Source organism: Xanthomonas indica (genome assembly GCF_040529045.1).
GTDB lineage: Bacteria > Pseudomonadota > Gammaproteobacteria > Xanthomonadales > Xanthomonadaceae > Xanthomonas_A > Xanthomonas_A indica.
In genome coordinates this window covers 170,467-192,500 of sequence record NZ_CP131914.1, presented here as the reverse complement: position 1 = coordinate 192,500, position 22,034 = coordinate 170,467, and the positions used below count along the sequence as shown (strand labels likewise).

Below are 22,034 nucleotides of genomic sequence, written 5' to 3'. Positions count from 1 at the left end.
CGAGTAGGGCGGGGCACGTGAAACCCTGTCTGAACATGGGGGGACCATCCTCCAAGGCTAAATACTCCTGACCGACCGATAGTGAACCAGTACCGTGAGGGAAAGGCGAAAAGAACCCCGGAGAGGGGAGTGAAATAGATCCTGAAACCGTGTGCGTACAAGCAGTAGGAGCTCGCAAGAGTGACTGCGTACCTTTTGTATAATGGGTCAGCGACTTACTGTTCGTGGCAAGCTTAACCGTATAGGGGAGGCGAAGGGAAACCGAGTCTGATAAGGGCGCATAGTCGCGGGCAGTAGACCCGAAACCGGGTGATCTAGTCATGCCCAGGGTGAAGGTCAGGTAACACTGACTGGAGGCCCGAACCCACTCCCGTTGCAAAGGTAGGGGATGAGGTGTGATTAGGAGTGAAAAGCTAATCGAACCCGGAGATAGCTGGTTCTCCTCGAAAGCTATTTAGGTAGCGCCTCATATGTATCCTCTCGGGGGTAGAGCACTGTTATGGCTAGGGGGTCATCGCGACTTACCAAACCATTGCAAACTCCGAATACCGAGACGGACTGTATGGGAGACACACGGCGGGTGCTAACGTCCGTCGTGAAAAGGGAAACAACCCAGACCCACAGCTAAGGTCCCAAATTCACTGCTAAGTGGAAAACGATGTGGAAAGGCATAGACAGCCAGGAGGTTGGCTTAGAAGCAGCCACCCTTTAAAGAAAGCGTAATAGCTCACTGGTCGAGTCGGTCTGCGCGGAAGATTTAACGGGGCTAAGCAGTGAACCGAAGCTTGGGGTGCATCGCGATAAGCGATGCGCGGTAGAGGAGCGTTCCGTAAGCCTGCGAAGGTGGATTGAGAAGTCTGCTGGAGGTATCGGAAGTGCGAATGCTGACATGAGTAACGACAATGCGGGTGAAAAACCCGCACGCCGAAAGCCCAAGGTTTCCTTGCGCAACGTTAATCGGCGCAGGGTGAGTCGGCCCCTAAGGCGAGGGCGAAAGCCGTAGTCGATGGGAAGCAGGTTAATATTCCTGCACCTCGCGTAAGTGCGATGGAGGGACGGAGAAGGTTAGGTGTACCGGGCGTTGGTTGTCCCGGGGAAAGGCGGTAGGTTTGGATCTTTGGCAAATCCGGGATCCTTTAAGACCGAGCACCGAGACGAGTCTTTTAGACGAAGTCACTGATACCACGCTTCCAGGAAAAGCTCCTAAGCTTCAGCTTACGCAGACCGTACCGTAAACCGACACAGGTGGGTAGGATGAGAATTCTCAGGCGCTTGAGAGAACTCGGGTGAAGGAACTAGGCAACATGGCACCGTAACTTCGGGAGAAGGTGCACCCTTTTTGGTGGCTCGTGCGAGCTATAGCTGAAGAGGGTCGCAGAAACCAGGCCGCTGCGACTGTTTATCAAAAACACAGCACTCTGCAAACACGAAAGTGGACGTATAGGGTGTGACGCCTGCCCGGTGCTGGAAGGTTAATTGATGGGGTCAGCCGCAAGGCGAAGCTCTTGATCGAAGCCCCAGTAAACGGCGGCCGTAACTATAACGGTCCTAAGGTAGCGAAATTCCTTGTCGGGTAAGTTCCGACCTGCACGAATGGCGTAACGACAGCGGCGCTGTCTCCACCCGAGACTCAGTGAAATTGAAATCGCTGTGAAGATGCAGCGTTCCCGTGGCAAGACGGAAAGACCCCGTGAACCTTTACTATAGCTTTACACTGAACGTTGAGTTCGTCTGTGTAGGATAGGTGGGAGGCTATGAAACTGTGGCGCTAGCTGCAGTGGAGCCATCCTTGAAATACCACCCTGTCGTGCTTGACGTTCTAACCTAGGTCCGTAATCCGGATCGGGGACCGTGTATGGTGGGTAGTTTGACTGGGGCGGTCTCCTCCTAAAGAGTAACGGAGGAGCACGAAGGTACGCTCAGCGCGGTCGGACATCGCGCACTGTGTGCAAAGGCATAAGCGTGCTTGACTGCAAGATCGACGGATCAAGCAGGTACGAAAGTAGGTCTTAGTGATCCGGTGGTTCTGTATGGAAGGGCCATCGCTCAACGGATAAAAGGTACTCCGGGGATAACAGGCTGATACCGCCCAAGAGTTCATATCGACGGCGGTGTTTGGCACCTCGATGTCGGCTCATCACATCCTGGGGCTGTAGTCGGTCCCAAGGGTATGGCTGTTCGCCATTTAAAGTGGTACGCGAGCTGGGTTCAGAACGTCGTGAGACAGTTCGGTCCCTATCTGCCATGGGCGTTGGAGATTTGAGAGGGGCTGCTCCTAGTACGAGAGGACCGGAGTGGACGAACCTCTGGTGTTCCGGTTGTCACGCCAGTGGCATTGCCGGGTAGCTATGTTCGGAAGCGATAACCGCTGAAAGCATCTAAGCGGGAAGCGCGCCTCAAGATGAGATCTCCCGGGACACAAGTCCCCTAAAGGAACCATGTAGACTACGTGGTTGATAGGTCAGGTGTGTAAGTGCAGCAATGCATTGAGCTAACTGATACTAATGATCCGTGCGGCTTGACCATATAACCTCAAGATGCTTCCTCAGAAGCATCCCTTAGCGCGACACACGTCGATCGCTCTCACTCGCTCGCTACATCACACCCTATGAGAGGCTGGCGCCCTGCCGTCCTCGGTCCAACAACCGAGAACACGCACGTGGCGACACTCCAACCGTCTCCCTGGTGAAATTAGCGCTGTGGAACCACCCGATCCCATCCCGAACTCGGAAGTGAAACGCAGCTGCGCCGATGGTAGTGTGGCTCAAGCCATGCGAGAGTAGGTCATCGCCAGGGGCTTTACCCCAAATCCCCGTCCGAAAGGACGGGGATTTTTTATTGCCCGGGGAAAACCGATGCAACGCGAGCTGGCGATGGAAGTACGGCCGAACCTCGCAATGGCGGATCGGCGAGGCGCTGCCCGCCCCGTACCCTCACCCCAACCCCTCTCCCGGCGGGAGAGGGGCTCGGTTCCTTCCTTCTCCCGTCGGGAGGATGAGGCCAAATCGCTCGACCACCTCCCGCGCCGCTGCGCCGCCGGTGAGATGCGCTATCGCGCGCACACCAAACCGGATTCCCGAGCGCCAGAAGGCATCCAACGGCTGAGTTGTTGGGCTAGGCGAATGCCGCCGGATGATGGTCGACCGCCGCAAGTACAGGGAGCGCCGCGCCCTCCGCCGCGTACGGCGTGCCGATCACGTGCCCGGCTTGGCTACTTGCCATGCTTGTGCGGAAGAATCGCCTCTACACCCAAGGCAACGGGAACATGCGCCTGCGGCTTGGCTGCATGAGGCTCCCGTCGAACCTTGCAAGCGTCGTGCTTCTCACTGATTGCCGCGTGTCTCCTGCGGCGCGCGTTACCGGGTTCGCATGCCATCGGTGAAGTACATCCAGGTTCAGCCGAACACGAGCGTCAGCCCACTACTGGCCACTTCGACAGCGGGTTTGAGCGAGCGCATCGCACCGTTCCATGGAGCGATGCGTGCCTTTCATGCCATGGCGCTTAGACTTTTTTTCGATTCCGGCGATCGCGAGGGCATTCGCTGCCTGCTTCACGCATCGCTCTCGGCCCCCTTTCACCCACCACGAGGCCTTCCCCCATGAGCCAAGCCAATGGATACGCCGCCCAGGCATCCGATCAGCCGCTGACCCCCTTCACCTTCGAGCGCCGCGCGCTCGGTGCCAACGATGTCAGCATCGAGATCCTCTACTGTGGCGTCTGCCACTCCGATCTGCACACCGCCCGCAACGAGTGGCACAACACCCAGTACCCGTCGGTCCCGGGCCATGAAATCGTCGGCCGCGTCACCGCGGTGGGCGACCAGGTCGGTGCCTTCAAGGTCGGTGATCTGGCCGGCGTCGGCTGCATGGTCGACAGCTGCCGGCATTGCGCGTCCTGCGCCGATGGCGAAGAGCAGTATTGCGAGAACGGGTTCGTCGGGACGTACAACGGCCCGATGTTCGGCGGCGAGAACACTTATGGCGGCTACTCCGACCATATCGTGGTCGACGAGAAGTACGTGCTGCACATCCGCCACGATGCCGACAAGCTGGCCGCGGTGGCGCCACTGCTGTGCGCCGGCATCACCACCTATTCGCCGCTGAACCACTGGAAGGTCGGGCCGGGCAAGAAGGTCGGCATCGTCGGCCTGGGCGGCCTTGGCCACATGGGCGTGAAGATCGCCCACGCCATGGGCGCGCACGTGGTGCTGTTCACCACGTCCGCTGGCAAGCGCGAGGACGCGCTGCGCCTGGGCGCGAACGAGGTGGTGGTGTCGAAGAACGCCGAGGAAATGGCGGCGCATACCAACAGCTTCGATTTCATCCTCAACACCGTGGCGGCGCCGCACGATCTGGATGCGTTCCTGACCCTGCTCAAGCGCGATGGCACCATGACCCTGGTCGGCGCACCGGCCGAACCGCATCCGTCGCCGACGGTGTTCAACCTGATCATGAAGCGGCGCCAGCTGGCCGGCTCGCTGATCGGCGGCATCCGCGAGACCCAGGAAATGCTGGATTTCTGCGCCAAGCACGGCATCGTGTCCGACATCGAGACGATCGAGATGGCGCAGATCAACGAGGCCTACGAGCGCATGCTCAAGGGCGACGTGAAGTACCGCTTCGTCATCGATATGGCCAGCCTGGCACAGACTAAGCAGGCGGCCTGAGGTGGTTGTCCGCGGTAGCGGCCGGTTACCACGGACACATCACGCGTCACCGCGCGACCATGGAAGCCCGGGCAGGCATGCCCGGGCTTTTCTTTTGGAGAGCGTGCCGCTTAGGGTGCCGCAAGGGCAACGGATTCATTGCCTCCAGGCGACGGATCGCGGCATCTGAGGGACGCAGTCACGATGCACCGGATGATCGAGGCGACCGATGCGCAGAGCAGTGCATGGGCGCAGAGCGAGCTACCCGGGTTAGGGACAATGCTCCGTGACGGCAGCGAATCCGGGTTGCTGCGGTCGAAGAAGACCGTGAGAAACGCCAGTTCGAGTCGCGACGCTACGGCAGACCGGCAGACCGGCAGACCGGCAGATAGGCATACCGACCGACTGCCTACGGCTGCGCGTTGTACGCCAATGGGGCGCGGACATCCAAGCGACCGGCGCGCGATCCACCGCTGTAGGAGCGGCTTCAGCCGCGACGGGCGTTCCCGTCACTCTGGTCGCGGCTGAAGCCGCTCCTACAGGTGCGCTTTCTGTCGTGATTCGAGGCATCTCGAAGAGGCCCCCAGAACATTGCACCCGCAATGCGGCGTTGAACATGATCGGATGGAAGCTGGCACCGCGATGATGGCAACGCATGCCGTCGTGTTCCGCGCGCCCCATGCCGCCCGTCGCATGACCGACGCCCACAAACGACAACGGCGCCGAAGCGCCGTTGCCATGACACCGCAGAACGCAGCCGCCTACTTGGCGGCGGCAGGCGCCGCTGCCGGCAGCGACGTCGGCCGGCCCATCATCTTGTCGCGTGCGGCCTTGAACGGGTTGTCCGGATACCAGTTCGGCCAGCTGTCGCCGGCGGCCAGTTCCTTGCCGACCCCGTACACCGCCTGCAGGTCGTCCATCACGCCATCGAGCTTCCAGGTCGCCGGGTCGTACTCGTCGGCCGGCGTGTGGTAGCGCTTGGCGTAGTCCGCCGCGGCACGGCGTCCGGCCTCGATGCCGCCGTCGACCAGGTCCTCGCCGCCGTCGATGTACAGCGCGGGCACGCCGGCCTTGGCGAAGTTGAAGTGATCGGAGCGGAAGTAGAAGCCGCTCTGCGGCGCGTCTTCAGAGTGCAACACGCGGCCTTGCGCGGCGGCGATCGGCTTGAGCAGGTCTTCCAGCTGCGAGCTGCCGAACCCGTTGACCACCAAATCCTTGGCGCGCCCGGCCACCGGCATCGCATCCAGGTTGATGACGCCGGCGATCTTGTTCAGTGGGAAGGTCGGATGCGCCACGTAGTACTTGGAACCGAGCAGTCCCGACTCCTCCAGCGTCACTGCAAGGAACACCACCGAGCGCTCGGGCTTGGGCTGCTGGTGCGCGAACGCCTCGGCGATTTCCAGGATGCCGGCCACGCCGGTGGCGTTGTCGACCGCGCCGTTGTAGATGTTGTCGCCCGATTCGCCCTCGTGCTTGCCCAGGTGATCCCAGTGCGCCATGTACAGCACGGCTTCGTCGGCGCGGCTGCTACCGGGCAGCACGCCGACCACGTTGCGCGAGGTCTTCTCGGCGATGGTGCTCTTCAGGTCCACCGAGAGCTTGGCCTTCAGCGGGACCGGCTTGAAGCCGCGCTTGCTGGCGTCCTTGTAGGCCTGTGCCAGATCCAGGCCGGCGTCGGCGAACAGTTGCTTGGCCGCCTCGGCGGTAAGCCAGCCCTGCACCGGGATGCGCGGCTCCGGATCATCCTTCGCCGGCAGGTCGTACTGCGCGCCGGACCAGGAGTTCTTGACCACGTCCCAGCCGTAGCTGGCGCCGGGCGTGTCATGCACGATCAACGCGGCGGCGGCACCCTTGCGCGCGGCTTCCTCGAACTTGTAGGTCCAGCGCCCGTAGTAGGTCATGCGCTTGCCTTCGAACAGGCTGCCGTCGCCGCTGTGGAAGCCGGGGTCGTTGACGAACATCACCACGGTCTTGCCCTTCCAGTCCTGGCCGGCGTAGTCGTTCCACTTCTGCTCCGGCGCGTCCACGCCATAGCCGACGAAGACCATGTCGCTGCCATCGAGCTTGACCTCGGGCTGGCCGGTGCGCGTGCCCACCACCATGTCGGTGCCGAAGGCGAGCTGCCGCGCCGCGCCGTTGTGCGCGATGGTGAGCGTGGTGCCGGGCGCCGCGGTGGTCTCGGTCATCGCCACGTCCTGGAACCAGCTGTCGCCGTTGCCCGGCTGCAGGCCGATGCGCTGCATCTGGTCGCGGATGTAGGCCACGGTCTTGTCCTCGCCCGGCGTGCCGGGTCCGCGGCCTTCGAAAGCGTCGGAGGACAGCGTCTTGACCAGTTCGGCGAAGTCGGCCGGCGCGATCCCGGTGGAAAACGCATGCGCGGGCGCCGCAGCAGGCGCGGGCGCTGCGGCCGGTGGCGCGGCGTCGGCGGCCGGGGCGGGGGCTTCGCGCTTGCACGCGGTCAGCGCCGCCGCTGCGGCCAGGCACAGCACGAGCTTGCGGGACATGGGGGGCTCCTGGTGGCGAGGGAACCCTGGATTCTATAGGCAAGCCGCGCGCGCCCGGGCGCGCACGGCAACGCGGCTCAGTTGTTCGGCGCGGTGTCGCCGTCGAAGGGCAACGCGGTGGCACCGGTGATCGGCCCGATCTTGGCGCTGCGGTGCACGTACAGGGTGACTTCGCGCTCGAAGCGCAGCGGGCCGTCGATCACCGCACGCGGGCCGACGATGACCCGCGGCTTGCGCGCCGGCTTGAACGACATGCTGAAGCTGGGCTTGTTGATCGAGATGCCGCCGCCGACATGCGAATCGTGGCCGACGGTGATGTCGCCGTTGACCGTCTCGATGCCCTTGTCCAGTTGCGTGGCGACCAGGCCGATGCTGCCGTTGACGCTCTCGATGCCGCCGTCGACGCGGCCGCCGCGGTCGACGAAGATGCCGCCGTTGACGGTTTCGATGGAACCGGCGACCTGCGCGCGCTCACCGAGGGTGATGCCGCCGTTGACCGTGGACAGGCCCTTGGTCTGCGCGCCGTCGGCGACCTTGACGCTGCCGTTGACCGTTTCCACGCTGCCCACCTGGGCACCGGACTGGACGTTGATGCTGCCGTTGACGGTTTCCAGATCCCCGTACTGCTTGCCGGCGTCGGCGGTGATGCTGCCGTTGACCTTGCTGATGCCCTCGCTCGCGAACGCCGGGCCGGCCAGGGCCAGGGCCAGCACAATCGCCAGATGCATGCGTTTCATCCCTCACCTCCCGGGCGCCGACGATGCGGCGGCAATCAATCGTGAGGCGATCACAACACGCTTCGCTACAATCCACACCTGCCTGAAGTCACTGGACCCCCGCTTGCCCGCAGCCGCGCCTGTCCCATCGCATTCCGCCGCGCCCCGCGCGGCCGAGCGGCGTGCGCCCGGCGACTGGCGCGGGCCGTTGCGCTGCCTGCTGGCGGCGGCGTGGCTGCTGACCGCCGGGTTGGCCGCGGGGCAGAATCCGCGCGAGGCCGAGAAGCGCCTGGAGAAGGTGCGCGGCGAGCTGAAGAGCGTGGCCGAGGAGCGCCGGCAACTGGAGGGCAAGCGCGGCGACGCCGCACGCCAGTTGCGCGAGGCCGACGAAAAGGTCGCCGCCACCGGCCGCAGCCTGGCGCAGACGCAGCAGGCGCTGCAGCGGCACCAGCAGACCCTGGCCGAGCTCGAACGCAAGCGCGATGACCTGCGCAGCGGCCTGACCCGGCAGCGCGCCGAACTGGCGCAACTGCTGCGCGCGGCCTACGCCATCGGCGGCAATGCGCCGCTGAAGCTGTTGCTGGCGCAGGACCGCGTGGCCGACGCCAACCGCCTGCTGGCCTATCACCGCTACCTGCAGCGCGAGCGCGCGCAGCGCATCGCCACCTTGACCCACGAGTTGCAGGCGCTGGAACAGGTGCAGCGCGAGGTCGTCGAGCAGAAGCAGCAACTGAGCGAGGCCCAGCGCCGCCAGCAGGAACAGGCGCAGGCCCTGCAGCGCGACCGCAAGCAGCGTGCCAGCGTGGTCTCGGAACTGGACCAGCGCTACCAGGACCGCAGCGAACGCGAGAAGGCGCTCGGCCAGGACGCCAAGGCGCTGGAAACCCTGCTCGCCAACCTGCGCGCCGCGGCGGCCCGTGCCGAAGCCGAGCGCCGTGCCGCGGCCAAGCGCGAAGCCGCCGAGCAGGCGGCGCAGGCCAAGGCCGCGGCGAAGGCCGGGCGTGGTGGCGGCAAGGTGCCGCCCAAGGTGGTCGCTTCGGCGCCGCCATTGAAGGTCGGCGGCCTGGGCTGGCCGCTGTCGGGCGACCTGATCGCGCGTTACGGCGGCCGGCTGCCCGACGGGCGCACCAGCAGCGGCGTGCTGATCGCCGCCCCCGCCGGCAGCACCGTCACCGCGGTCGCCGACGGCACCGTGGTGTTCTCCGATTGGATGACCGGCTACGGCATGATCCTGATCGTGGACCACGGCAACGGCTACATGAGCCTGTACGCGCACAACGACACCTTGCTGCGCGACGCCGGCGCCAAGGTCAAGCGCGGCGATGCGGTGGCCAAGGTCGGCAATTCCGGCGGCCAGGGCCGTCCGGCGCTGTACTTCGAACTGCGCCGCAATGGCCAGCCGGTGGATCCGTCGTCGTGGCTGCAGCGCCGCTGAGCCACGCCAACGCGGTGCGTTCAACGCGAATTTAGCTCGGCTTCGCGCATAATCCGGACAACCGCGCCGTGCACGGTGCGGGTCTTCCCCAATCGGAGTGCTTCATGCGCGTAGTCCTGTCCGCAGCCCTGTTGCTCGCCCTGGCGCCGCTGCCGTCGATGGCGCAACGCGCCGAGACGCAGACGCCCACGGCCCCGGCGGCCAGCGCCGACGATCCCGATGCCACCGAATCGGCCAGCACCAAGGTGCCGCTGGACGAGATCCGCCGCTACGTCGCGGTCTACAACGCGGTGAAGGAAGCCTACGTCGATCCGGTCGACGACAAGAAGCTGATGCAGTCCGCGATCCGCGGTCTGCTGCTGGACCTGGATCCGCACAGCACCTATTTCAGCAAGGAAGACGCCGAGGCCTTCGACGAGCAGACCAGCGGTGCCTACGACGGCATCGGCGTGGAGTTGCTGCAGTTGCCGGACAACACCCTCAAGGTGGTGTCGCCGATCGACGACACGCCTGCCGCGCGCGCCGGCCTGCGCTCGGGCGACATCATCATCGCCATCGACGGCAAGCCGATCAGCGCGGTCAAGGCGATGGAGCCGCTGCGCGGCGAGTCGGGCAGCAAGGTCGTGCTGACCATCGCCCGCGACAAGGTCGACAAGCCGTTCGACGTGACCCTGACCCGGCAGACCATCCGTGTGGCCAGCGTGCGCAGCCGCATGCTCGAACCGGGCTACGGCTACATCCGCATCAGCACCTTCCAGGCCGACACCGGCGCCGATTTCCACAAGCAGCTGCAGCAGTTGCAGGCGCAGGCCGGCGGCAAGCTGCGTGGGTTGGTGCTGGACCTGCGCAGCAACCCGGGCGGCCTGCTGACCGCGGCGGTGCAGGTGGCCGACGACGTGCTCGACAAGGGCACCATCGTCAGCACCCGCGGGCGCATCTCGGTCAGCGATTCCAAGTTCGACGCCACCCCCGGCGATCTGCTCAACGGCGCGCCGATGGTGGTGCTGGTGGACGCCGGTTCGGCCAGCGCCTCGGAAGTGCTGGCCGGCGCGCTGCGCGACAACAAGCGCGCGCGCATCGTCGGCAGCCGCACCTTCGGCAAGGGCTCGGTGCAGACCGTGCTGCCTCTGGACAACGGCGACTCGGTCAAGCTCACCACGGCGCGCTACTACACGCCGAGCGGCAAGTCGATCCAGGCCAGCGGCATCGTGCCCGACGTGGTGCTGCACCCGGAGGCGAGCGCGGACGACGCCGACAAGCCGGCCGCGATCGCCGACTACAGCGAAGCGACCCTGCCGGGCCACCTGCATGGCGACGACGAGGGCGCCGAGGGCTACACCGCCGGCGATGTGCTGCCGGGCGATGGCCCGATCGCGCAGGCGCTGGCCGAACTGAAGCAGCCCGGCGCCGTGGCGCGGGCCGCTGCGGCGGCCCCGGCCGGCAAGGGCAAGGCCAAGCCGGCGCACAAGCCGGCGGGCGCGGCGCCGAAGCAGGCTCCGGCGAAGCCGCCGGCAGCGGAACCGGCCAAGCCCGACGCGGCCAAGCCGGCAACCAACAGGCCCGAACCGGCCCCGGCGTCCGGTTCCTGAGCCGGTCGCGGCGCGCCGTCGCCTGGCGCGCCGCGCGCGCCCGCTTGTACGAAGGCGGTCCGCCGCTCAGCCGCGGGCGCTCAGCACCTCGGGATTGGCCAGGCGCTGTGGCGTGCCGGCGGCGAAGGCCAGCACGTTGTCGAAGGCCGTGCCGAAATACAGGTCGTAGCTGGCCTGTTCGACGTAGCCCAGGTGCGGCGTCGCCAGCACGCGCGGATGCCGTAGGAGCGGATGCTGCGGATCCAGCACCGGCTCCTGTTCGAACACGTCCAACGCCGCCTGCCCAGGGCGGCCGGCGTCCAGCGCCGCCAGCAGCGCGCCGGGGGCGAGCAGTTCGGCGCGGCTGGTATTGACCAGCAGCGCATCGGGTTTCATCCGCAGCAGGTCGTCCAGCCCGATCTGGTGGCGGGTGGCCGCGACCAGGCGGCGATGCAAGCTGAGGACATCGCTCTCGGCGAACAGCGCCTCGCGGCTGGCGGCGACCGCAAAGCCGTCTGCGCGTGCCTGCGCACAACTGTCCTCGCTGCCCCATACCTGCACCTGCATGCCGAAGGCACGCCCATAGGCGGCGACGCGACGGCCGATTTTGCCGTAGCTCCAGATGCCCAGCGTCAGGCCGTCCAGGCTGCGGCCGAGCTGCGCATCGCTGTGACCTGCCAGTGTCCGGCCAGCAGCGCATCGCGGTAGGCGGGCAAGCGCCGGCTGGCGGCCATCAGCAGCACCCAGGTCAGTTCCGCCGGCGCCACCGGCGAACCGACACCTTCGGCCACGGCCACACCGCGCGCGGTGCAGGCGGCCAGGTCGATGTGCTCGCCGATCCGGCCGGTCTGGCTGATCAGGCGCAGCGTCGGCAGTTGCGCCAGCAGCGCGGCGTCGATGCGGGTGCGCTCGCGGATCAGCACCAGCGCCTCGGCCTCGGCGGCGTGGCGAACGAAGGTCGCGCGGTCGGGCGCCAACGCGGTCAGCACCTGCACGCTGTGCGCCTGCAGGCGCGCGAAGCAGCGCAGGTGACGCACCGCATCCTGATAGTCGTCGGCAACCAGGATGCGCATGCGCTCAGCGCGGCTTGCCGGGCATCGGGAACGGCGTGACCACCTTCTCGCCGGTGGCCGCGTCGCGGATCGTCGATTGGCCCTTCTTCTCCACTTCCTCGATGCGCACGATGCTCTGCATCGGCAGGTGCAGCGTCTTGGTGGCGCCGAACTCCTCGCGCAGGCGTTCCTCGGTGGGATCGATCACCAGCCCGTCGTGCACGTCGAACACCAGGGTGCCGATCTCGGTGAAGCCCCACAGGTGGCTGCTGCCGACGTGCCGGCAGTACAGCTCGTAGACCTTGCCGTGGTTGAGGAAGGTCACTTTGTACAGGTGCTTGAACATGCCCGCAGTATAAGGCGCGGCCATCCCCGCACGCGGCTCAGAACCCCTTGCGCTTGCGCAGCCGCCGCGCGATCGCCGCGCGCACGTAGAGCCCGTAGACCATGCCGAAGGCGAAGCCGGCCAGGTGCGCCGACCACGCCACCATGCCGAACGCCGGGCCGATGTAGGCGAACACCACCTGCAGCGCCGCCCAGGTGCCGATCAGCAGCGAGGCCGGGGCGCGCACGAATTCCAGGAACAGCCCCAGCGGCAGCACCACGCCGAGCTTGGCCCGCGGGAACAGCGCCAGGTAGGTGCCGATCAGGGCCGAGACCGCACCGCTGGCGCCGATGATCACCCGGTCAGGTGTGCCGATCGCGAACACCGCGGCCAGGTTGGAGATCGCCCCGCCGCCCAGGAACAGCAGCAGGAACCGCCACGGCCCCAGCACGCGCTCGGCCGGCAGGCCGAAGATCAGCAGGAACACCAGGTTGCCGAGCAGGTGCGACCAGTCGGCGTGCAGGAACAGCGCGGTGAACAGGCGCAGCACACTGCCGTCCTGCACCGTCGCCAGCCAGTCGCGCGGGCTGCCGACCCCGGCCGAGAGCGCGCCCCAGTCCAGCCACAGGGTCGCGCGCGCCTCGTCGGGGCGGCTGATCGACCACAGGAAGGCCAGCCACATTGCCGCGAACAGCAGCGGGGTGGCCCAGCGCAACGTGGTGCGCTCGCGGGAGGGGATGGAAACGAACATGCGAGGGAAGGGGAGCTGAAGACTGCCAGGGACGCCACGATAACGGCTTCATCCGGCTGAACGCACGCCGACTCCACACGAACCTGAACGTATCATGTCGTTATTGTTGAGTTAACGCGGAGGCGTATACTCGCATACGGCGTCGTATGTCGGGAGGGGACTCCGGCGCGCATTCCTGGGTCTTTGCGGCCCGGGCTTGCGCAGGCGCGAACACAGACAATTCGTCTTCCGGAGAAAAACTAGTCATGCAAAACGCAACCCAGTTCGTCCGTTTCACCGCTCTGGCCGTCGGCATCGTCGGCGCGCTGGCCATGGGCCAGGCGCACGGCGCCGCGTTCCAGCTCAAGGAGAACAGCGCCAAGGGCCTGGGCCGCGCCTTTGCCGGCTCCGGCAGCGCCCCGGGCGACGCCTCGATCATCGCCGTGAACCCGGCCGGCATGCGCCAGCTCGACGGCAAGGTGTTCCAGGCCGATGTCAGCGCCATCCAGTTCTCGGCCAAGTACCAGGGCGACGGCGGCACCTACGCCACCGGCGCGCCGATCTCCGGCGGCCGCGGCGGCGACGCCGGCATGATCGCGCCGGTCCCGGCGGCGTACTTCCACATGCCGTTCGGCGAAAACAACAACATGCACTTCGGCACCTCGCTGACCGTGCCGTTCGGCTTCAAGACCGAATACGACCGCGACTGGGTCGGCCGCTACAACGGCGTGAAGACCGAGCTGCAGGCGATCGACCTGAACTTCGCCTTCTCCTACGACGTCAACCCGTACGTGTCGTTCGGCGCGTCGGTGTTCGCCGAGCGCCTGGACATCGATCTGAGCAACGCCATCGACTTCGGCACCATCCTGGCCTCGCGCCGCGTGCCGGGCTTCGCGCCGGGCAGCGCCGACGGCTTCTCGCGCATCAAGGGCGACAACACCGAGGTCGGCTTCACCCTCGGCGGCCTGTTCAGCATCGACGAGAATACCCACATCGGCTTCAGCTACCGCTCGCAGGTCGAGCACAAGATCACCGGCGGCGACGCCGACTTCACCGTGCCGGGCAATGCCGCCACCGTGCTGGCCGTCGCCGCGCCGGGCACCTTCGTCGACACCAAGGGCCGCGCCACGGTCAAGCTGCCGGCCAGCGCCACCGCCAGCTTCACCCACAACATCAACGAGCAGTGGACGGTGATGGCCGACGTCACCCGCACCGCCTGGAGCAAGTTCGACAAGGTCACCGTCGACTTCGCCTCCAACCAGCCCGACAGCGTGCTGGACTTCTCGTACCGCGACACCACCTTCGTGTCGCTGGGCGCCGACTACCGCATGAGCGACACGCTGACCCTGCGTGGCGGCCTGGCCTACGACCAGACCCCGACCACCGACCGTCACCGCGACGTGCGCGTGCCGGACGCGAGCCGCAAGTGGGTCTCGCTGGGTCTGACCTGGAAGCCGTCCGAGCAGTCCGAGTACAGCTTCGGCTACACCCACCTGTTCACCAGCGATCCGAGCATCGCCACCACCAGCGCCACCGGCAACACCCTGGTCGGCGACTACGACGTGAGCGGCAACGTGCTGGCGGCCTCGGTCAACTACAAGTTCTGATCGCAGGCGCTTCACGGCTCACAAAAAAGCCCCGCTTCGGCGGGGCTTTTTTGTGCCTGTCGGCGGCGTGCGGTGCGCACCACGGCAGGCCGGGCGGTCGGCGCAGGTTCCGGGTGGAACGCTGCGCCGAGGTGGGCCGGTCAGTCGCCCAGAGTCAGCAGCGAGGCGTTGCCGCCGGCGGCGGTGGTGTTGACCGTCACCACCTTCTCGGTGGCGAAGCGCAGCAGGTAGTGCGGGCCGCCGGCCTTGGGACCGGTGCCGGACAGGCCCTGGCCGCCGAACGGCTGCACGCCGACCACCGCGCCGATCTGGTTGCGGTTGACGTAGACGTTGCCCACCGCCACGCGCGAGGCGATGCGCTCGATGGTCTCGTCGATGCGCGAATGCACGCCCAGGGTCAGGCCGTAGCCGGTGGCGTTGATCTGGTCGATCACCGCATCGAGCTGGTCGGCCTTCCAGCGGATCACGTGCAGTACCGGGCCGAAGATCTCGCGCTGCAACTGCGCCAGCGACTGCAGCTCGTAGGCGCGCGGGGCGAAGAAGCTGCCGTGCGCGGTGGTGGCGTCGGTGGCGGCGACGGCGATGGCGCGCGCTTCGCGGTCCATGCGTGCGGCGTGATCGGTGAGGATCTGCAGCGCGTCGGCATCGATCACCGGGCCGACGTCGGTGGACAGCAGGCCGGGATCGCCGACCTTCAGTTCGGCCATGGCGCCGGCCAGCATGGTCATCACCTTGTCGGCGATGTCGTCCTGCACGAACAGCACGCGCGCGGCCGAGCAGCGCTGGCCGGCGGAGATGAAGGCGCTGGAGATCGCGTCCTTGACCACTGCCTCGGGCAGCGACGAGGAATCGGCGATGAAGGCATTCTGGCCGCCGGTCTCGGCGATCAGCACGCCGATGGCGGCATCGCGCGCGGCCAGCGCGCGGTTGATCGCGCGGGCGGTCTCGGTGGAGCCGGTGAAGGCGACGCCGGCCACGCGCGCGTCGCGGGTCAGCGCGGCGCCGACGGTGGCGCCGTCGCCGGGCAGGAACTGCACGACCGCCTCCGGCACGCCGGCTTCGTGCAGCAGCTTCACCGCGGCATGGCCGACCAGGTTGGTCTGCTCGGCCGGCTTGGCGATGACGCTGTTGCCGGCGGCCAGCGCCGCGGCGACCTGGCCGAGGAAGATGGCCAGCGGGAAATTCCACGGGCTGATGCACACGAACACGCCGCGGCCGTGCAGCTGCAGTTCGTTGGATTCGCCGGTCGGCCCGGGCAGGCGCTCGGGCGCACCGAACTGCGCGCGCGCCTGGCCGGCGTAGTAGCGCAGGAAGTCCACCGCCTCGCGCACTTCGGCCACGCCGTCGGGCAGGGTCTTGCCGGCTTCCTTGACGCACAGCGCCATGAACTCGGGCATGCGCGCTTCCAGCAGGTCGGCGGCGTGTTCGAGGATGGTGGCGCGGCTGGCGGCCGGGGTGCGGTTCCAGGCCGGATAGGCGGCTGCGGCATTGCTGAGCGCCTTCTCCACGGTGGCGGCATCGGCCGGCTTCCAGTGGCCGACGACCTGGCGGCGGTCGGCCGGGTTGGCGACCGGCAGCGCATCGCCGGCGATCACCGCGCCGGGCACCAGCGGCGCGGCGTGCCAGGGCTTGAGCGCGGTGTTGAGCTGGTCGGCCAGCGCGCGCAGATCGTTGTCGTTGGCGAGGTTGGCGCCCATGGAGTTCTTCCTGTTGTGGTTCTGGCTGCGCAGCAGATCGACCGGCAGCGGAATCTTCGGATGCGGGATGGAGGCGAATGCGGACACGGCCTCGACCGGGTCGCGGATCAGGTCTTCGATGGCCACGTCTTCGTCGGTGATGCGGTTGACGAAGCTGGAGTTGGCGCCGTTCTCCAGCAGGCGCCGCACCAGGTAGGGCAGCAGGTCCTCGTGCGAGCCCACCGGCGCGTACACGCGGCAGGGCACGCCGAGGCGATCGGCGGGGATCACTTCGGCATAGAGGTCGTCGCCCATGCCGTGCAGCTTCTGGTGCTCGTAGTCGCGACCGCCGGCGATGGCGCGCACCGCGGCGATGGTCTGCGCGTTGTGGGTGGCGAACATCGGGTACAGCGCGTCGCTGTGCGCGAACAGGCGCTTGGCGCAGGCCAGGTAGGACACGTCGGTGTTCTGCTTGCGGGTGAACACCGGATAGCCCGGGTGACCCTCGACCTGCGCGCGCTTGATCTCCGCGTCCCAGTACGCGCCCTTGACCAGGCGCACCGGGATGCGGCGGCCGACGCGGCGCGCCAGGTCGGCGAGGAAATCGATCGTGTACGGGGTGCGCTTCTGGTACGCCTGCACCGCCAGGCCGTAGCCCTCCCAGCCGTCCAGCGAGGGATCGGAGAAGGTGGCCTCGATGATGTCCAGCGACAGTTCCAGGCGGTCGGCTTCTTCGGCATCGACCGTGTAGCCGATGCCGTAGGACTTGGCCAGCTGCGCCAGCTCCAGCACGCCCGGCACCAGTTCGGCCATCACCCGCGCGCGCTTGGCGTGCTCGTAGCGCGGGTACAGCGCCGAGAGCTTGATCGAGATGCTGGGCGCGGCGAACACCGCGTCCTTGCCGCCCTGCTGGCGCTGCGCGGCGAAATGCTTGCCGATGGCGTGGATCGCCTGGCGGTAGGCATCGAGGTAGCGCTGCGCGTCCTTCATGGTCAACGCGCCTTCGCCGAGCATGTCGAACGAATAGCGGTAGTGGGCGTTGTCGCCCTTCTTCGAGCGGGTCAGTGCTTCGCCGATGGTTCGGCCCATCACGAACTGGTGGCCCATGATCTTCATCGCCTGGCGCACCGCCAGGCGGATCACCGGCTCGCCGACGCGGCCGATCAGGCGCTTGAACGCGCCGGACACGTCGGCGCGGGTGAGATCGTTGATCTGCACCAGCTTGCCGGTGAGCATCAGGCCCCAGGTCGAGGCATTGACGAGAATCGAGTCGCTCTCGCCCATGTGCTTCTTCCAGTCCGCATCGCCGAGCTTGTCGCGGATCAGCTTGTCGGCGGTGTCCTGGTCGGGGATGCGCAGCAGCGCTTCGGCCACGCACATCAGCAGCACACCTTCCTCGCTGCCGAGGTCGTACTGGCGCATGAAGGCTTCGATCGCGCCCTGGTCCTGGGCGCGGGCGCGCACCCGGGTGACCAGGTCGGCAGCCAGCGCCTGCACCTTGGCCTGGTCGGCCGCGGGCAGACGCGCCTGCTCGAGCAGTTCGCGAACGTGTTCGGCTTCGTCCTTGAGCCAGGCGGCGGTGATCGCCGCGCGCAGGGCCTGCGGCGCGGGTGGGAGTTCGGGGGACAACAAGGGCGAAGGAGACGCGGACGGCATCGCCGGAACAGAGCCGGCGCCAGGCAGAGCGTTCATGCGGGAAAGGCCAGGGACAGAGCCCACCATTTTATGTCAGCGCCTGCACGCGCAGGGCGTCGCCGGCATCGTCGCGATGCCGGCGGCAGCGTCCAGGCTGAACGCGAATCTGGTTGCGCTGCAGCATTTTTTGTGGTGAACGCGCGCTTGCCGCCGCGCAGGCCCGGGGCTACCATCCAGGCGTGCTCGCGGCTCGGGCGCGAGCGGTTCGGAAGCGCGGTTCGACATGATCGAAATGTTTCCGTTTTCTCCGGAGGGGTCGGGTACGCAGCTGCGGCTGCGACCGCCGCGGGCGTTGAATGCCCGGCAATTCGTTCTGTTGTTCGTCGCACTGGCCGGGGCGATGTGGGCCGTGGCTGGGCTGGGGTGGCTCGCCGGCAACGTGTTCGCGCCTGCGTTCGCTCTGTTGCACAGCATCGTGGTGGCGCTCGCGCTGCATTGGTCGTGGCGCGGCGGCGAGCGCGAAGAGGATATCCGGGTGGGTCCGGCCTGCGTGGAAGTGACCCGTCCGAATGCAGGAACGCCGGCGTTCCGTGCCCATCCGCATTGGGTGCGGTTGCGGATCGAAGGCGACGACAGGGTGGTGCTGGCATCCAGCGGCAAGCAGGTCCGGGTCGGCGAGTTCCTCGGCCCAGACGAACGCCGGCAACTGGCGCAGACCCTGGAAGGCTTGCTCGCGGCCGTGACCGGCCGCAACCGATGACGCTCCAAGGGGTCTAGGCAATGAAGCAACGCGGCGGGTGGGTGCAACAGGCGGTCAGGGGCGGGATGGCGTTGGCGGCGGCGATGGCCGCACCGCTGGCGTGGGCGCAGTCGGCCGATCCCAAGCCGTGGCAGCTCAACATGGGCAGGGGCGTCACCCAGAGCGCGCGCAACGCCTACGACGCGCACATGGTCGCGTTGTGGGTCTGCGTGGTCATCGGCGTGCTGGTGTTCGGCGCGATGGCCTATGCGATCTTCAAGTTCCGCAAGTCCAAGGGCGCGGTGCCGGCGCAGTTCAGCCACAACACCAAGGCCGAGATCGTGTGGACGGTGATCCCGGTGCTGATCCTGATCGTGATGGCGTGGCCGGCCACCGCCAAGCTGATCGCGATGTACGACACCCGCGATGCCGAGATGACGGTGAAGGTCACCGGCTACCAGTGGATGTGGCGCTACGAATACCTGGGCGAGAACGTGGCGTTCACCAGCCGCCTGGCGCGCAGTTCCGACCGCCTGCGGCAGAGCGGCGCGGTGCCGACGGTCGAGCACGACCCGCACTATCTGTTGGACGTGGACAACCGGCTGGTGCTGCCGGTGAACACCAAGGTGCGCTTCGTCATCACCGCCGACGACGTCATCCACGCCTGGTGGGTGCCGGCGCTGGGCTGGAAGCAGGACGCCATCCCCGGGATCATCAACGAGGCCTGGACCAGCATCGACACCCCCGGGGTGTACCGCGGCCAGTGCGCCGAGCTGTGCGGCAAGGATCATGGCTTCATGCCGATCGTGGTCGAGGCGGTGAGCAAGCAGGACTTCCAGAAGTGGCTGGCATCGCGCAAGCCGGCGCCCGCCGCTGCGCCTGCGCCGGCCACGCCGACGGCCGCGCCGGCCACGGCCGCACCCGCTGCCGCGCCCGCCGATGCCCAGGCGCCGGCGGCGCCGCCGCAGGCGCGGCTGTCGCGTCCTCGTTCCGACTCGCACCTGACCGTGCAAGCCGTCTGATCTCCAGCATTCCTTTTCTGAGGTAGCCGCCATGGCCCATTCGGCAGTCGATCACCACGACGAGCACGGGCATCAGCAGAGCTTCGTCGAGCGTTGGTTCTTCTCCACCAACCACAAGGACATCGGCACGCTGTACCTGCTCTTCAGCTTCACGATGTTCGTCATCGGTGCGGCGATGAGCGTGGTGATCCGCGCCGAACTGGCGCAGCCGGGCCTGCAGTTCGTCAAGCCCGAGTTCTTCAACCAGATGACCACCGTGCACGCGCTGGTGATGATCTTCGGCGGGGTGATGCCGGCCTTCGTCGGCCTGGCCAACTGGATGATCCCGCTGCAGATCGGCGCGCCGGACATGGCGCTGCCGCGCATGAACAACTGGTCGTTCTGGCTGCTGCCGGTGGCCTTCACCCTGCTGCTGCTGACCTTGTTCCTGCCCGGTGGCGCGCCGGCCGGTGGCTGGACCATGTATCCGCCGCTGATGCTGCAGGGCGGCTATAACGTCGCGTTCTCGGTGTTCGCCATCCACGTCGCCGGCATCAGTTCGATCATGGGCGCGATCAACATCATCGCCACCGTGCTCAACATGCGCGCGCCGGGCATCGACCTGCTGAAGATGCCGATCTTCTGCTGGGCCTGGCTGATCACCGCGTTCCTGCTGATCGCGGTGATGCCGGTGCTGGCCGGCGCGGTGACCATGCTGCTCACCGACAAGTTCTTCGGCACCTCGTTCTTCAACGCCGCCGGCGGTGGCGACCCGGTGATGTACCAGCACATCTTCTGGTTCTTCGGGCACCCCGAGGTCTACATCATGATCCTGCCGGCGTTCGGCGTGATCAGCGAAATCATCCCGACCTTCAGCCGCAAGCCGCTGTTCGGCTACCAGGCGATGGTCTACGCGATCGCGGCGATCGCGTTCCTGAGCTTCATCGTCTGGGCCCACCACATGTTCACCGTGGGCATGCCGCTGGGCGGCGAGATCTACTTCATGTTCGCCACCATGCTGATCTCCATCCCCACCGGGGTGAAGGTGTTCAACTGGGTCAGCACCATGTGGCAGGGCTCGATGACCTTCGAGTCGCCGATGCTTTGGGCCATCGCCTTCGTCATCCTGTTCACCATCGGCGGCTTCTCCGGGCTGATGCTGGCGATCGTGCCGGCCGACTTCCAGTACCACGACACCTATTTCGTGGTCGCACACTTCCACTACGTGCTGGTCACCGGCGCGGTGTTCGCGCTGATCGCCGCGGTGTACTACTGGTGGCCGAAGTGGACCGGGCGCATGTACAACGAGGCCTGGGCCAAGTTCCATTTCTGGTGGACGATGCTGTTCGTCAACCTGCTGTTCTTCCCGCAGCACTTCCTCGGCCTGGCCGGCATGCCGCGGCGCATCCCCGACTACAACGTGGTGTTCGCCGACTGGAACCTGGTCAGCTCGATCGGTGCGTTCGGCATGTTCGTCACCCCGTTCCTGATGGCCGGCATCCTGCTCGCCTCGCTGCGCAACGGCGCGCGCGCCGAAGCGCGCTCGTGGGAAGGCGCGCGCGGCCTGGAGTGGACGGTGCCGTCGCCGGCGCCGGCGCATACCTTCACCCTGCCGCCGGTGCTCAAGCCCGGCGACCTGGCTCACGACGACATCAGCCACTGATGACCGCGCAACCGCCGCTCGACGACCTGGTCCTGCGCCGCAAGCGTGCGGCGCGCACCGCGCTGGTGGTCGGCGCGGTGGCGCTGGCGATCTACGTCGGCTTCATCCTCACCGGGGTGCTGGGCCGATGAACGCGCCGGCGCCGCAGGTGCACAGCAGCGCCGGGCTGTTCAAGCTGGTCGGCGTGGCGCTGGCGGTGTTCCTGCTGACCTTCTCGCTGGTGCCGCTGTACCGCATCGCCTGCGAGAAGGTGTTCGGCGTGCGCCTGGAGCGCGGCCCGGGCGAAGGACCGCAGGCCGGCAAGCCGCTGGCGGGCAAGCGCACGGTGACGGTGCAGTTCGATGGCGGGGTGAACTCCAAGCTGCCGTGGTCGTTCCATCCGGAGCAACTGACCATGCAGGTGGTGCCGGGCGAGCTCAACGAGGCGCTGTACTACGCGCACAACGATGGCGCGCACGCCATCGTCGGCAGCGCGGTGCCGTCGGTGGCGCCGGCGCGCGCCTCCGGCTACTTCACCAAGACCGAGTGCTTCTGCTTCACCGCGCAGACCCTGCAGGCCGGCGAGAAGCGCGACATGCCGGTGCGCTTCATCGTCGATCCGAATCTGCCGCGCGACATCACCACCATCACCCTGTCCTACACCTTCTACAAGAACGATGCGCTGAGCGCGGAACTGGGATCGCCGAAACTGGCCGGTTCCGCGCGCGCGGCTCCCTGACCCGACCGGAATGCCTGCC

14 protein-coding genes, 2 rRNA genes and 1 pseudogene (1 of these 17 running past the window's edge) are annotated in these 22,034 nt (G+C 66.8%); 11 read left to right on the top strand and 6 right to left on the bottom strand.

What is annotated here, in order from left to right; genetic code table 11:
• From Q7W82_RS00790 to Q7W82_RS00780, 3 genes are all read left to right on the top strand, one after another.
• Nucleotides 1-2,526 (top strand): 23S ribosomal RNA (locus Q7W82_RS00790) (it extends 354 nt beyond the left edge of the window).
• A gap of 155 nt (nt 2,527-2,681) precedes the next feature.
• Nucleotides 2,682-2,796: ribosomal RNA gene (gene rrf / locus Q7W82_RS00785) — 5S ribosomal RNA — on the top strand.
• Between the two features lie 803 nt (nt 2,797-3,599).
• Nucleotides 3,600-4,667 carry an NAD(P)-dependent alcohol dehydrogenase gene (locus Q7W82_RS00780; RefSeq protein WP_242161158.1) on the top strand — a complete coding sequence of 356 codons (1,068 nt, stop codon included), beginning with the start codon at nt 3,600-3,602 and terminating at the stop codon, nt 4,665-4,667.
• 740 nt (nt 4,668-5,407) lie between these two features.
• Here the strand turns inward: Q7W82_RS00780 and Q7W82_RS00775 are convergent.
• Together Q7W82_RS00775 and Q7W82_RS00770 are read right to left on the bottom strand one after the other, a co-directional pair.
• Nucleotides 5,408-7,150, bottom strand: a complete 1,743-nt coding sequence (locus Q7W82_RS00775; protein ID WP_242161159.1) for a M28 family metallopeptidase — start codon at nt 7,148-7,150, stop codon at nt 5,408-5,410.
• A 77-nt stretch (nt 7,151-7,227) separates the two neighbouring features.
• The gene (locus Q7W82_RS00770; RefSeq protein ID WP_242161160.1) at nt 7,228-7,887 is read right to left on the bottom strand and encodes a hypothetical protein; all 660 of its coding nucleotides are present in this window, start codon (nt 7,885-7,887) and stop codon (nt 7,228-7,230) included.
• A gap of 196 nt (nt 7,888-8,083) precedes the next feature.
• On the opposite strand from Q7W82_RS00770, the gene Q7W82_RS00765 reads away from it, so the two are divergent.
• Together Q7W82_RS00765 and Q7W82_RS00760 are read left to right on the top strand one after the other, a co-directional pair.
• The gene (locus Q7W82_RS00765) at nt 8,084-9,301 is read left to right on the top strand and encodes a peptidoglycan DD-metalloendopeptidase family protein (protein WP_242161237.1); all 1,218 of its coding nucleotides are present in this window, start codon (nt 8,084-8,086) and stop codon (nt 9,299-9,301) included.
• A gap of 104 nt (nt 9,302-9,405) precedes the next feature.
• On the top strand, nt 9,406-10,890 hold the full coding sequence (locus tag Q7W82_RS00760) for a S41 family peptidase (RefSeq protein WP_242161161.1): 1,485 nt from the start codon (nt 9,406-9,408) through the stop codon (nt 10,888-10,890).
• A 66-nt stretch (nt 10,891-10,956) separates the two neighbouring features.
• Here Q7W82_RS00760 and Q7W82_RS00755 read toward each other — a convergent pair.
• From Q7W82_RS00755 to Q7W82_RS00745, 3 genes and pseudogenes are all read right to left on the bottom strand, one after another.
• Nucleotides 10,957-11,942 (bottom strand): annotated as a pseudogene (locus tag Q7W82_RS00755) (D-2-hydroxyacid dehydrogenase family protein).
• A 4-nt stretch (nt 11,943-11,946) separates the two neighbouring features.
• Nucleotides 11,947-12,267: a DUF1820 family protein gene (locus tag Q7W82_RS00750; protein WP_242161162.1), complete on the bottom strand. Its 321-nt coding sequence runs from the start codon at nt 12,265-12,267 to the stop codon at nt 11,947-11,949.
• Between the two features lie 37 nt (nt 12,268-12,304).
• Entirely contained in the window at nt 12,305-12,997 is a 693-nt protein-coding gene (locus Q7W82_RS00745) for a rhomboid family intramembrane serine protease (RefSeq protein WP_010340917.1), read from the bottom strand.
• Between the two features lie 245 nt (nt 12,998-13,242).
• Between Q7W82_RS00745 and Q7W82_RS00740 the strand changes: the two genes are divergently transcribed.
• Nucleotides 13,243-14,583 (top strand): outer membrane protein transport protein, encoded by a 1,341-nt coding sequence (locus tag Q7W82_RS00740; protein WP_242161163.1) that lies wholly within the window; start codon nt 13,243-13,245, stop codon nt 14,581-14,583.
• A 140-nt stretch (nt 14,584-14,723) separates the two neighbouring features.
• On the opposite strand, the gene putA is transcribed toward Q7W82_RS00740, so the two are convergent.
• Entirely contained in the window at nt 14,724-17,915 is a 3,192-nt protein-coding gene (gene putA, locus Q7W82_RS00735) for a bifunctional proline dehydrogenase/L-glutamate gamma-semialdehyde dehydrogenase PutA (protein WP_242161238.1), read from the bottom strand.
• Nucleotides 17,916-18,177: 262 nt separating this feature from the next.
• Between putA and Q7W82_RS00730 the strand changes: the two genes are divergently transcribed.
• Genes Q7W82_RS00730 through Q7W82_RS00710 form a run of 5 tightly spaced genes read left to right on the top strand, consistent with a single transcriptional unit; the run spans nt 18,178 to nt 22,015 of the window.
• Nucleotides 18,178-18,654, top strand: coding sequence for a DUF2244 domain-containing protein (locus Q7W82_RS00730; protein ID WP_019796200.1), 477 nt, complete (start codon nt 18,178-18,180; stop codon nt 18,652-18,654).
• A gap of 20 nt (nt 18,655-18,674) precedes the next feature.
• Nucleotides 18,675-19,655 (top strand): cytochrome c oxidase subunit II, encoded by a 981-nt coding sequence (coxB, locus tag Q7W82_RS00725; protein ID WP_242161164.1) that lies wholly within the window; start codon nt 18,675-18,677, stop codon nt 19,653-19,655.
• A 31-nt stretch (nt 19,656-19,686) separates the two neighbouring features.
• Nucleotides 19,687-21,297 (top strand): cytochrome c oxidase subunit I, encoded by a 1,611-nt coding sequence (gene ctaD / locus Q7W82_RS00720; protein ID WP_153753398.1) that lies wholly within the window; start codon nt 19,687-19,689, stop codon nt 21,295-21,297.
• Entirely contained in the window at nt 21,297-21,428 is a 132-nt protein-coding gene (locus Q7W82_RS00715) for a hypothetical protein (RefSeq protein ID WP_255421423.1), read from the top strand. Before ctaD ends, Q7W82_RS00715 begins: the two co-directional genes overlap by 1 nt.
• Complete coding sequence (locus tag Q7W82_RS00710) at nt 21,425-22,015, top strand: cytochrome c oxidase assembly protein (RefSeq protein WP_160945720.1); 591 nt, start codon at nt 21,425-21,427, stop codon at nt 22,013-22,015. The genes Q7W82_RS00715 and Q7W82_RS00710 overlap by 4 nt, the downstream gene beginning before the upstream one ends.
• Nucleotides 22,016-22,034 lie beyond the last annotated feature (19 nt).

Bases quoted from the DNA above. Each gene is read 5' to 3' on its own strand.
- coxB (WP_242161164.1), top strand. From the start codon at position 18,675: ATGAAGCAACGCGGCGGGTGGGTGCAACAGGCGGTCAGGGGCGGGATG.
- Q7W82_RS00710 (WP_160945720.1), top strand. From the start codon at position 21,425: ATGAACGCGCCGGCGCCGCAGGTGCACAGCAGCGCCGGGCTGTTCAAG.
- Q7W82_RS00780 (WP_242161158.1), top strand. From the start codon at position 3,600: ATGAGCCAAGCCAATGGATACGCCGCCCAGGCATCCGATCAGCCGCTG.
- Q7W82_RS00760 (WP_242161161.1), top strand. From the start codon at position 9,406: ATGCGCGTAGTCCTGTCCGCAGCCCTGTTGCTCGCCCTGGCGCCGCTG.
- Q7W82_RS00775 (WP_242161159.1), bottom strand. From the start codon at position 7,150: ATGTCCCGCAAGCTCGTGCTGTGCCTGGCCGCAGCGGCGGCGCTGACC.
- Q7W82_RS00770 (WP_242161160.1), bottom strand. From the start codon at position 7,887: ATGAAACGCATGCATCTGGCGATTGTGCTGGCCCTGGCCCTGGCCGGC.
- Q7W82_RS00745 (WP_010340917.1), bottom strand. From the start codon at position 12,997: ATGTTCGTTTCCATCCCCTCCCGCGAGCGCACCACGTTGCGCTGGGCC.
- Q7W82_RS00750 (WP_242161162.1), bottom strand. From the start codon at position 12,267: ATGTTCAAGCACCTGTACAAAGTGACCTTCCTCAACCACGGCAAGGTC.
- Q7W82_RS00740 (WP_242161163.1), top strand. From the start codon at position 13,243: ATGCAAAACGCAACCCAGTTCGTCCGTTTCACCGCTCTGGCCGTCGGC.
- Q7W82_RS00730 (WP_019796200.1), top strand. From the start codon at position 18,178: ATGATCGAAATGTTTCCGTTTTCTCCGGAGGGGTCGGGTACGCAGCTG.
- putA (WP_242161238.1), bottom strand. From the start codon at position 17,915: ATGCCGTCCGCGTCTCCTTCGCCCTTGTTGTCCCCCGAACTCCCACCC.
- ctaD (WP_153753398.1), top strand. From the start codon at position 19,687: ATGGCCCATTCGGCAGTCGATCACCACGACGAGCACGGGCATCAGCAG.
- Q7W82_RS00715 (WP_255421423.1), top strand. From the start codon at position 21,297: ATGACCGCGCAACCGCCGCTCGACGACCTGGTCCTGCGCCGCAAGCGT.